The organism is Colwellia sp. BRX10-4, from assembly GCF_014077465.1.
Taxonomy (GTDB): domain Bacteria; phylum Pseudomonadota; class Gammaproteobacteria; order Enterobacterales; family Alteromonadaceae; genus Colwellia_A.
In genome coordinates this window covers 155339-166763 of record NZ_JACGVZ010000007.1, presented here as the reverse complement: position 1 = coordinate 166763, position 11425 = coordinate 155339, and the positions used below count along the sequence as shown (strand labels likewise).

At 38.4% G+C, this 11425-nt stretch carries 9 protein-coding genes; all 9 read right to left on the bottom strand.

The window, feature by feature from the left end; genetic code table 11:
- A partial coding sequence (locus H4J67_RS08385) for a TonB-dependent receptor plug domain-containing protein (protein ID WP_182203455.1) occupies positions 1–896 on the bottom strand: 896 nt, incomplete at its 3' end.
- 86 nt (positions 897–982) lie between these two features.
- Positions 983–1222: a hypothetical protein gene (locus tag H4J67_RS08380; RefSeq protein WP_182175477.1), complete on the bottom strand. Its 240-nt coding sequence runs from the start codon at positions 1220–1222 to the stop codon at positions 983–985.
- A gap of 257 nt (positions 1223–1479) precedes the next feature.
- Positions 1480–2919 (bottom strand): metalloprotease TldD, encoded by a 1440-nt coding sequence (gene tldD / locus H4J67_RS08375; protein WP_182175476.1) that lies wholly within the window; start codon positions 2917–2919, stop codon positions 1480–1482.
- Positions 2920–2945: 26 nt separating this feature from the next.
- Positions 2946–3782, bottom strand: coding sequence for a carbon-nitrogen hydrolase family protein (locus H4J67_RS08370; RefSeq protein ID WP_182175475.1), 837 nt, complete (start codon positions 3780–3782; stop codon positions 2946–2948).
- Positions 3775–7716, bottom strand: a complete 3942-nt coding sequence (locus tag H4J67_RS08365) for a YhdP family protein (RefSeq protein WP_182203453.1) — start codon at positions 7714–7716, stop codon at positions 3775–3777. The genes H4J67_RS08370 and H4J67_RS08365 overlap by 8 nt, the downstream gene beginning before the upstream one ends.
- A 193-nt stretch (positions 7717–7909) precedes the next feature.
- Positions 7910–9376, bottom strand: coding sequence for a ribonuclease G (gene rng, locus H4J67_RS08360; RefSeq protein ID WP_182175473.1), 1467 nt, complete (start codon positions 9374–9376; stop codon positions 7910–7912).
- The gene (locus H4J67_RS08355) at positions 9373–9990 is read right to left on the bottom strand and encodes a nucleoside triphosphate pyrophosphatase (RefSeq protein ID WP_182175471.1); all 618 of its coding nucleotides are present in this window, start codon (positions 9988–9990) and stop codon (positions 9373–9375) included. Before H4J67_RS08355 ends, rng begins: the two co-directional genes overlap by 4 nt.
- A gap of 36 nt (positions 9991–10026) precedes the next feature.
- Entirely contained in the window at positions 10027–10506 is a 480-nt protein-coding gene (mreD, locus tag H4J67_RS08350; protein WP_070375567.1) for a rod shape-determining protein MreD, read from the bottom strand.
- Positions 10493–11413 (bottom strand): rod shape-determining protein MreC, encoded by a 921-nt coding sequence (mreC, locus tag H4J67_RS08345; RefSeq protein ID WP_182175467.1) that lies wholly within the window; start codon positions 11411–11413, stop codon positions 10493–10495. Before mreC ends, mreD begins: the two co-directional genes overlap by 14 nt.
- Between the last annotated feature and the right edge of the window lie 12 nt (positions 11414–11425).

Sequence of the window (11425 nt, the reverse complement as noted above, 5' to 3'; positions counted from 1 at the left end):
TCATGTTCATCATGGTCTTCTTCTGCAGTCGCATAGCCTGGGATCTTATAATCATTAGATTCACGCCAAAACGCATCAAGATGCACAGCTAAACTTTTGTACCCTGTGTTTATATTGAGTGTCGCTTCATTTTCATCTGCAACATCATTATGCTTTAGTAAATAATCGACCTGATTATCAGTATTTGTAGGTACTCTATTATCAACGACATTCACCACGCCACCTATCGCACCACTGCCATAAAAAAGCGTTGACGGACCACGTAGTACTTCTACCTGTTGAGCGGTACCAGCGTCGGCTGCAACCGCGTGGTCTGGTCCGACGCGAGACGCATCTCCTACGTCTAAACCATTTTGTGTGATTAACACTCTTGGTCCGTCCATACCACGAATAATAGGACTACTTGCTACTGGGCCAAAATAACTTGAATGTACACCCACTTCATTTTTTAGTGTTTCACCTAATGTAGATGCTTGCTTTAAACGCAGCTCGTCACCAGAAATAACACTTACTGGCAAGGCCGACTCAATACTCGATGAATGCAAAGGTGTCGCATAAACATCAACCACTTCCATGACCGTAGCACTGAGTGAAATTGTCACCTCGGTCATGTCTTGATCGGTAATGGTGAAATACTCGTTGATATGACTAAAGTTTTTAGCGCTAACATGAAGTTCTACTTTACCAACACCAATATCATTAAAAGTAAATTGGCCTTTTTCGTCAGTAACTGCTTTATATTTGGTATTAACCAAAGAAACTTTAGCTTTCGCAATTCTGTTGCCATCGGCATCAAATACTACGCCTGAAAATTTTTGAGCATGGCTGGCAGCGCCGACCATTAATAATGATAAAGCACACAAAGGCGCAATTTTATTGATATAAATTGATTTCATTTTTTTTCCAATAGATAGATCTAAAGAAGATTAGCGATTAAGCTAATTTTCTAAAATTTTTATTTTTGAACTGCATTAATTATTATCTATTGAACAGGGGGGGCACGTAATTGTGGTATCAAATAAAACGGCGTGTAACGATTAACTATAATTAACGTTTGCGTGGATTGTTGATAATTACTGACGTTAACCAGTTTTAAGGTGATATTATTCTTTGGTGTGTCAATGTTATGCTGACACAGTTTACACTGCTGTAATTCAACATTATCAGGTATCAATTCACCATGAGAACTATGACTAAGCGTGGCGCACAGAAATGCAGACATGATCAATAAACTTATTATTGATTGCCGACTCTGTGAAAAAAACTGTGTAAATAGAAAGTAATTACTACGCATATGTTGTTACATTATAACAATTAGAACTGTTTTTCAATCCCTGTTAATAAAAATAGCGATTGTTATTACTTTTATAATGTTTTGCCAAAATATTCCTCTTAGTAGCTAGCGCAAAAAAAAAGTCATCAGCCATTTATTTCTAAATAGCGGATGACTTTCTTAAAAGTAATTTATTCAGAAATGAACTACTGAGTGCCACCAATTGTCATTTCATTGATTTTCAAAGTAGGTTGGCCAACACCTACCGGAATACTTTGTCCATCTTTTCCACAAACACCAACGCCAGCGTCAAGTTTCAGGTCGTTACCGACCATGCTGACATTTTTCATCGCTTCAGGACCACTACCAATTAACGTAGCGCCTTTTATTGGCGAAGTAATCTCACCGTTTTCAATAAGGTAAGCTTCAGAGCTGGTGAAAACAAATTTTCCAGAGGTAATATCAACTTGACCACCAGCAAAATGTGGCGCGTAAATGCCTTTTTTCACTGACTTAATAATATCTTTTGGATCATGTTCACCCGCAAGCATATAAGTATTAGTCATTCTAGGCATAGGTAAATGTGCATAAGATTCACGGCGCCCATTACCGGTAGGTGCTACACCCATCAGCTTAGCGTTATGCTTATCTTGCATATAACCTTTCAAAATACCTTTTTCAATCAGTACATTGTATTGTCCTGGCGTTCCTTCATCATCTATTGAAATTGAACCACGGCGATTAGGGATTGTGCCATCATCAACAATAGTGCATAAATCAGAAGTCACCTTTTGACCAATTTTACCTGAAAATGCTGACGAACCTTTACGGTTAAAATCACCTTCTAAACCATGACCAACGGCTTCATGCAATAGCACGCCCGGCCAACCTGAACCAAGTACAACAGGTAACATGCCAGCTGGAGATTCTATTGCCACCACATTGACTAAAGCTTGACGAACCGCTTCTTCGGCATAAGCTAAATAACGTGCTTTACCATTTTCAAGTTCAAAGAAATAACTATAATCAGTTCGAGCACCGCCGCCAGCACTGCCACGTTCACGTTTACCATTATCTTCAACTAATACTGAGCAATTTAAGCGAACCAGTGGTCGTATATCAGTAGCAAAAGTACCATCGCTAGCAGCCACTAATATTTTTTCATAAACACCTGACAAACTAACAATAACCTGCTGAACACGCTTATCAACTGAACGAGCATGGGCTTCAATTTCATGCATTAAGGTGATTTTTTGCTCTTGCGCTAGACTGCCTAACGGATCAGTGGCTTGATAAACTGATTTCACCGTTTGATTTTTAAAAGCAAGTACACGACCATTTTGGTCGGCATTTGCAATACCTTTAGCGGCATCAGCTGCTTTTTTTAACGCGAGGGGAGAAATATCATCAGAGTAAGCAAAACCAGTTTTTTCGCCTGATATTGCTCGCACACCAACACCACGTTCAATATTATATGAACCTTCTTTGACAATGCCATCTTCTAGCATCCATGACTCATGACAGCTCGACTGAAAGTATAAGTCGGCTAAATCAATGTTTCGTTGATATATATTGTTTAACGTTTGATCTAAAAGATCTCGGTCAATTTGGCTATCGGCTAAAAGTTCGCGTTCAACACTATTCATATTTTTCACTTATCGTATTAATTTATTTAATTTGGGCGTTTTAATGTGCTTTCAAATTGATTATGTTCAGTAACAGGCATTGCTGCTCTTACTCTGTCTAGTTCGTCACGGGAAAATTCAACACTAATACTACCAATACCTTGCTCTATACAGCTAAGTATTTCTCCCCAAGGACTGATAATCATACTGTGTCCCCATGTTTCTCTACCATTAAGATGCGTACCATGTTGGGCTGCAGCTACAATATATACTTGATTTTCAATGGCACGTGCTTGTAATAATGTTTGCCAATGTGCTTGACCGGTTATCACAGTAAAGGCGCTTGGTACCGTAATAATATCAGCACCTAACAAGCGAAGTTGGCGATAAAGTTCAGGAAATCTCAAGTCATAACAAATTGTTAAGCCAATATTCACAGTTGCAGCTTGCCAACAACAAATTTTATCACCTGCTTGAGTATAGCGAGATTCACGATAACTTTTTTCGTTATCTTCAACATTAGCGTCGAATAAATGAATTTTATCGTACTGTATTAACTCATGACCTTGCGGTGAAAAAATACAACTACTGTTAGTAAACTTATCTTCAATTTTAGCTGAGGTTACTAGTGGAATACTACCAGCAACCAAAAGCACCTGATATTTTTTGGCTAACGTTGCCAGCTTATCTTTTAATGATCGTTTAGATACTGCTAATTGCTCAGCGTCTTTTCCTCCAAAGAACAAACAACACTCAGGTAAAACAACAATATGTTCATCACTCGAAGTAACTGGCGATAATCGGGCTAATTCAGCTTCAATACTCACTAGGTTTTCTTCAACATTCGGTACAGAGCATAGTTGTATTGCCGTAAGTCTAACCATCTAGGTTTATTTCCTTGTGATCTTTTATACCCTCTGTTTTATTTACTGGCGTCACAGGGGTGATATTGTTCTGATCAGGAATGCTATCAATAACTTCAGGAGGTGTTGAACGGCCAACTTTTATATTTTGGGTTTTTTTATCAACTACTTTTACTACGGGTAAATCAATTGGCCCGGTAACTTCCATTTTATATTCTGAAACAACTTGCGAGGTAATAACACCATCAAGAGCCAAAGCACCAATAAAGGTCAATGGGTTTAATGTCGCTATCCAGGCAATGGCCGGTAGGCTTGAGGTTAAATTGGGCTTATAAGACATTTTATAATCGAGTACTTGGTCATTTAAGTTGGTATTACCTTTTATAGACAAGTCGCCTGCCGCACCTTTCATAAAAGTGTTATCGGTATAAACAATGCCATTTTTGACCTCAAAATCTCCTTTAATGGAATCATAGAACATACCATCACTAAAAATATCTCGAAAATCAAACTTCAATTTACGCACTAAGGACTGCAAACTGAGTAGTGAGAATGCTCGGGCTTGATCAGGTACTTCAGCTAAATATCCGTCTGAAAGTTTAACTTGGCTTGTACCGTTAAAGCTTTCTATCGCGAAATCTAAAGGGCTACCTGTCCAGTTGAAATTATAGTACAAGTCCAATTCACTATCTTTTATCGTTGAAGGATAACCTAATTTCTCGACTTCTTGATCAACATTTTTCGCTTTCAATTGACCTATAACAGTGGTTTGAGACTCATCGGCATTATGTTGCCAATTGGCATCAAAACTTAACTGTGTTTTCCCCCGTGTAGCCGTAAATTTTTTGATGGTTAACGTATCAACAGCAGACCGTTCAATAGAAAAATCAACTTCACCAAAATCAAACTTTCCATAGCTACAACTCGAACATTTTCCGCGAATAGGCGGAATATTAGCAAAAATAACATCGTTACTTATCGGTTCTTCTGATGGTTCCTCAACAAGACTTTCATTAACAAGTTCATCATCTGCCGTTAAGTGAATAAAATCAGCATTAAGCTCTATCCCTTGTTGATGCCAATCAGGATAAAACTTAGCTTTGGTTCGTGTTTCTTTGGCTTGCAATTCAAGTAACCACCATTGCACTTCATCGTTAAGATTAAAAGAGACGTCAGTTAATTCTTGTCCTAATACATTAAGCTTTTCAACCTTGCCCCTAATACGTTTAGGCGCACTTAACAGGGTAACATTATCTGCAGTTGTATTTACCGATGCTTGTTCTATGCCATCAAGAATATCAAAAATTAACGGTTGCCACTCGGTTACTGAGGCGGTAGATAAGTTTGTCGTGATATGAAAGCCTTCCGTTGGTAATAACATATGTTCATTACCTAAGACTAAATGTGCTTTAGTAAATTGCACTTTACTATGATTTAACTCACCATAAAAATTCAGCTCATCACCGATTTGTGCGTAAAGTACGGATGAATTTTCCTCTCCAGAAACTTTTACCGTAACATTAAGTACATCATCGGCTATTTTTTTATAAGGAGCAGGTAATGAAAGTGCTATATTTTCTAAAGTAGAGTCCAGTAAGAGTTCATAACTAAAACCAGCTTGATGGTGCATCTTTAGCGTTAAATCACCTTGCCACGCTAACAGACCCTGACCATATTTTTCAAGTAATTCTGGCAGCTCTTTTTTCCAAGCAGTTTCTGGCCACTGCGCTTGTAGGTTAATCAATGTTTGGTAATATTTACGGTTAGTATCCTGAGCTTCTACTTTCAGTGCTAAGGGCATTTTTCGCCAATTTAATGTCAGTCCTTGCGTCTTTATTACATCATTTTCGTAGCTCAATTCACCATTCACTTCTGTAAAGTTCATGGCAGGTGCTTGCAATACTATTTTATTATTCTTGAACTCAACTTTGCCACTTGCCACAGCACTATCAAGGTCATTCAAAGGTAAATTTAGTGCAAAGCTACCTGAAATATTTTCTGATACTTGTAGCTGGTTTAGTGTTTCTCCAACCGTGTCGGCCAACGGACTCTTGTTCATTAAGTCACTTACTGCATTGGCTTGGGTATTTTTAAAATTCGCGGCAACCGTTAATATTTGTTGGCCAGCTAAATCATCAATAGCAACCTTAACACCGGTAACGTCTATACCAGTAAGCTCGCCACCTCGCCCCGTAATTAGCATGCTGTTGTTAGTGAAATTTAAGTTAGCATCAAAATCATTAATCACTGGCCAACTTGGATCGAACTGAAATTGACTCTTGACCAATTCTGCATTAACAACAAACACACCGCTATTATCTTCAAATGGAAATTTATCGAGTGGCCCATTAAAAAGCACTTGAGCTTGTGCGAATTCCCCGTCAATGATGGCTAAGTTTAAGTAATCGACAAGCTCCTGCCCCATCAGTAGATGTGGGTAAAAATAGTTTGCGAGCTTAGCGTCACCTTGATGCACATTAGCGAGTAATGCCATCGTGATCGTTTCATCTTCCAGCGCTTTAATTTCTACATCGGCGGTAGCATGAAGTTGTTCTGATATCATTTCGATTTGCTGAACTTTCACCAATAGTTCAGCATGATTAAAGTCGACATTAACTCGTGCAGCAATCGATTGGTATGGAATGGGATAAAGAAAGTGTTGGTCAAAATCTAGCTCTCCATTTTCAGCTAACAATTTAACCTGCAAGTTTTTTTGAGTGAAGGTAAGTTCACCACTGACATTTTCAACGCCGGGGATCCCTTGACTAAACGAAGAGGTAACATCGGAAAATTGCGCTACGGCTTTAATATCATCGTCATTATTGAGTAGATAAACGTCGGTTATCTGGCCAACTGGAGCAAGGTTATTTAATAATGTTTCACTCTCTGGGTGACCAGAAAAAAGTGGATAAAGGTCAGCTAAACCAAACAATTCTAATGAAGAGATATACGTGAGTAAGCCATTGGCTGTTCTTTTTGTACTGATGGTTAAAGGCTGCCAAGCCTTATTATTGGTGTAGAACTGTAATGGTGTGGTCGTAGTGCTTATGTTTTTAGCATCGTCAAAATTTTCAACCAAGATATTACCTTCGTCGATGCGAATACTGTGTAATTCATCTTTAAAAAGCCAGCTCACTTCATTATCGCCTAATGCGATTTGTAACCTGTTGGCTTTGCCTTTGTTTAAGGTATACCAAGCACTAAAATTAACCGATGAATAAGTTTTGTTATTTTCGATAGCAAAAACAGTATCTAGCCAAGGAGTTACATTAAGCTTATTTGCTTCAAGATATAGTTGACCACTTAAATCGCGAAGATCTTGTCCAGATGCATCAAGATTAAATTTAATATTATTAGATGTTAACCCGTCAATAAGCATACTACCCGTAGCTCGGTGATGATTGCCATTATTTACCCAAGCAAGTTGGTCGACCACAAAAGTTCGTGTTTTTGACTCATCTTGCAGGGTAATATTGCTATTTATTAATGAAAAGCGATTAATTTGCTGAAACAATACATCGCTGATGGTAGCAATAACGGTACTATCTTCCGCGCTTTGATCTTTTGCCGTTAATAGTGCTTTATCAAAAAAAACTTGCACACCTGCTAAGGTTATATCTTGAGAAATCAATTTTTGATGGCGTAAGCTTCCCCAGAAATCAACAGTCAATTCCATACGAGCCACAAATATATTAACGGTTTGAGTATCTAGCACATTAACTTTTTCAACAACTATCGTTGGCCCGTCAACCTCCCACTCCATGCTCAACGAGCCTATGGTTACATTGCTATCATAAGTTTCATTGAGATAATATTGTAAGTCTTGATGAAAATTATGTGCGTAGGGCAAAGATAAACGAAACGCACTGATCAGTACCGCAAAAAGCACCAACAAAATTGCCAATACTTTATACAGTCGATTTAACCAACGATTCGAAAAAGCTGAAATACTCATAAAATGAATTTACTACACACTTAATTATCTTAATTTTTAACTTACGGTGATTGATTTATTTACCGTTAAATCATGTTTGAAGCCATCATACTAAATTGCCTACACGGATGTAGGGACTTAGGTTTAGTCTGGAACTATAAACCTAAGTTTAAGTAACAATAAGACCCTAATGGCCTTTATTGATAGTTTTTAATTACATCATAATCACATCAAACTGCTCTTGATTATACATGGTTTCTGTCTGAACTTTAATTTGCTTACCGATGAAGACTTCTAACTCAGCAAGGTGATGATATTCATCATTAATTAGTGATTCACTCACTGCAGAAGAAGCATAAACAGTGAATTTATCTGAATCATAGGCGCGATTTACTCGTACTATTTCACGCAAAATTTCAAAACAAACGGTTTCAACAGTTTTTAAATGCCCTCGACCTGAACACACTGAACATTCGCCACACAATATATGTTCTAAACTCTCTCGGGTACGTTTGCGGGTCATTTCTACTAAGCCGAGCTTAGAAAACTTACTAATACTGTATTTAACATTATCTTTCGCCATCGCAACATCTAAACTGTGTAACACACGTTTTTGGTGCTCGGCACTGTTCATGTCAATAAAATCGACAATAATGATGCCACCTAGATTTCTCAGTCTCAACTGTCGAGCAATGACTTGTGTGGCTTCTGAATTAGTATTAAAAATAGTTTCTTCTAGATTACGATGGCCGACAAATCCACCGGTATTTATATCAATCGTGGTCATCGCTTCGGTTTGATCAATAATTAAGTAACCACCCGACTTCAATTCAATTCTTCTATGCAACGCTCTTTGTATCTCATTTTCGACATCAAACAAGTCAAAGATTGGTCGCTCCCCTGGGTAATTCTCTAAAAAAGGGGTTAAATTAGGGACAAATTCTTCGGTAAATTCCCGCAACTGCTCAAAAGTCAGTTTTGAATCGATACGAATTCGTTCAAGATCAATACCAACAAAATCACGGAGTACACGAAATGCTAATGAAAGATCTTGATAGATAGGCGCTTTCATTTGCTTTCTTTTTTTACGGTCTTGCACTTTTTTCCAGACACGACGTAAAAATTCAGCATCATGTTTTAATTCTTTTTCATCAGCACCTTCAGCAGCCGTTCGAACAATAAAGCCGTGTTCTTCACTACAATATGGTGTAATAATATCTTTGAGACGATTGCGCTCTTTTGAAGATTCAATACGTTGTGATATGCCCGCATGATTAGCATTTGGCATTAACACCAGATATCGAGCGGCTACGGTAATATCTGTGGTTAAGCGCGCTCCTTTGGTGCCCAGTGGATCTTTAATGACCTGAACCACAATTTGTTGGCCTTCATGCACTAACGCTCTAATGTCAGGTACGTGGTCAGCGGGCAAATCGTCATTACTAATAATGAGTTTAGTGTTGATGTCTGAAGCATGTAAGAACGCGGCTTTTTCTAAATTAATATCAATAAAGGCTGCTTGCATACCCGGTAAAACCCGAATAACTTTACCTAGATAAATATTGCCAACCAAACCACGACGAGATTCACGTTCAACATGAACTTCTTGCAATACGCCATTTTCTATTAGCGCAACTCGAGTTTCACTTGGGGTTACATTAATCAGTAATTCACCGCTCATAAAATTTCTCCGTCGCTGAGGGGGCTTGCTTGGTCTTGAACAGGGGTAGGTAAACCTAACTCAGCCAATAATTTTGCTGTTTCATATAAAGGTAAACCGACTACAGCAGAATAACTACCTTTAATTTGTGTCACAAATTGTCCACCAATACCTTGAATACCGTACGAGCCTGCTTTATCTTGAGGTTCGCCGGTATGCCAGTAGCGCTTAATTTCTTCAACAGACAATTTTTTAAAGGTAACATCCGTAGAAATAACCGCGGATAATATTTGTTTGTTTTTTACAACGGCAATGGCGGTCAGTACTTGGTGAGTGTTGTTTGATAACATTAGCAGTTGTTGACAGCATGCTGCAATATTCTCCGGTTTACCAAGAATATGATTGTCAAAAATAACGCTAGTATCAGAACCGAGCACGACACTACCTGCTACTTGATTTTTTGAGACTACCGTCGCTTTTTCAATCGCCAAACGTAACACATAATCGCTTGGTGATTCATTGTCGATGATGCTTTCATCGATATCGGCAGAAATAGTTTGAAATTGATAACCCAGTTGGCTAAGTAATTCTTTTCTTCGTGGTGACTGTGACGCTAAAATTAAAACGGACTTCATAGAAAAATTACTCAGTTAACGGGTCAATAACAGGGGTTAAGTAATACGAAAGTGACGACGTACTTTTCTTAATAATAAAAACGCCCAAGGCCACAGTACAATCGTTGTGATCACCGGATATAAATAACTAGGTAGGAACACAGCATCAGTTAAAAACCGTTGCATCCAAAAAACAATTAAATGGTATAACGCCGATAAAACACCAACAATGAGTGATTGTTGCCAAACAGAGAAATTTCTAATTTTTTGAAAGTTGCCCGCGATAATATAAACAGCAAGAGCCATCGCCATCGTGTGCACACCGAGAATAGACCCCAGTAAAACATCGAGTAATAAGCCAACAAAACCAGCGGTTATAACATTAACACGCGCGGGTAAGGCTAAGCACCAGTATACTAATACCACTAACACCCAGTCTGGACGAAAAACATCAATACTTTGGGGTAATGGCATAATACTGGCGATTAAAGCGATAACCGTCGTAAAAATAATAATCAAAAGGTTACGTATCGACATTATTTAGTCCTGTACTATCTTCACTTTTTTTATTATCAGGTACGTTTGGTGTTACTACTTTTTGCGAAGGTGCAAAAATTTCTGATGCTTTTTCAGGCCACAGCAACAATAAATAGCGTAATCGATCAATTTTAGCGACTGGCTGACTTTGTACTAAAGCAAAAGCATTTGCATCATTCTGTGAAACTTTGGTCACTCGCGCAACAGGATACCCTTCAGGGTACTTATCGCCAAGACCTGAAGTTACTAATAAATCACCCGTGCGAACATCGGTGCTGTGTTGCACAAAATTATGGGTTAATCTGTCTATTTGCCCTGTTCCTGAAGCGACTAAACGCACACCATTTCGACTAACTCTAACAGGTACGGCATGGGTAACATCAGTAATTAAAATTACCCGACTACTATTAATACCCACATGTAATATTTGCCCAACAATACCTTCATCGTCAATAACCGGTTGACCTTCAAAGACACCATCATCACTGCCACGATTAATAACGACTTGCTGACTATAAGGATCAGAGTCGACTGATATTATTTCAGCGACCATTTTCTTTACTTCACCACGTATCGGCGAAGCCAGTAATAAACGCAACCGCGCATTTTCTTTCTTGATAATTTCAAGTTCTAATAGTTGTTGATGAAAACGCAATTCTTCAACTTTATATTGCTGGTTGTCACTGAGTAGTTGTCGCCGCGTAACAATATTTTCGGCAGCCCAAGTCATGACTTGCTTAGGAGTCGTCGCTAAATACTGTAAGGGGCTGACCAGAGACTGTAAATAACCCCGAATATTTTCAAAGCTATTCATTTTGTGATCGAAGAAAATTAAAGACACAGAACAAAACAGCACCAACAAGAGTCGGTGCTGAGGGGAAGGGCCATGTTTAAATATTGGATTCATATAAACCTAAAA

Excerpts from the sequence above, each read along its gene's own strand:
- H4J67_RS08380 (WP_182175477.1), bottom strand. The coding sequence starts at position 1,222 with ATGTCTGCATTTCTGTGCGCCACGCTTAGTCATAGTTCTCATGGTGAA.
- tldD (WP_182175476.1), bottom strand. The coding sequence starts at position 2,919 with ATGAATAGTGTTGAACGCGAACTTTTAGCCGATAGCCAAATTGACCGA.
- H4J67_RS08370 (WP_182175475.1), bottom strand. The coding sequence starts at position 3,782 with ATGGTTAGACTTACGGCAATACAACTATGCTCTGTACCGAATGTTGAA.
- H4J67_RS08365 (WP_182203453.1), bottom strand. The coding sequence starts at position 7,716 with ATGAGTATTTCAGCTTTTTCGAATCGTTGGTTAAATCGACTGTATAAA.
- rng (WP_182175473.1), bottom strand. The coding sequence starts at position 9,376 with ATGAGCGGTGAATTACTGATTAATGTAACCCCAAGTGAAACTCGAGTT.
- H4J67_RS08355 (WP_182175471.1), bottom strand. The coding sequence starts at position 9,990 with ATGAAGTCCGTTTTAATTTTAGCGTCACAGTCACCACGAAGAAAAGAA.
- mreD (WP_070375567.1), bottom strand. The coding sequence starts at position 10,506 with ATGTCGATACGTAACCTTTTGATTATTATTTTTACGACGGTTATCGCT.
- mreC (WP_182175467.1), bottom strand. The coding sequence starts at position 11,413 with ATGAATCCAATATTTAAACATGGCCCTTCCCCTCAGCACCGACTCTTG.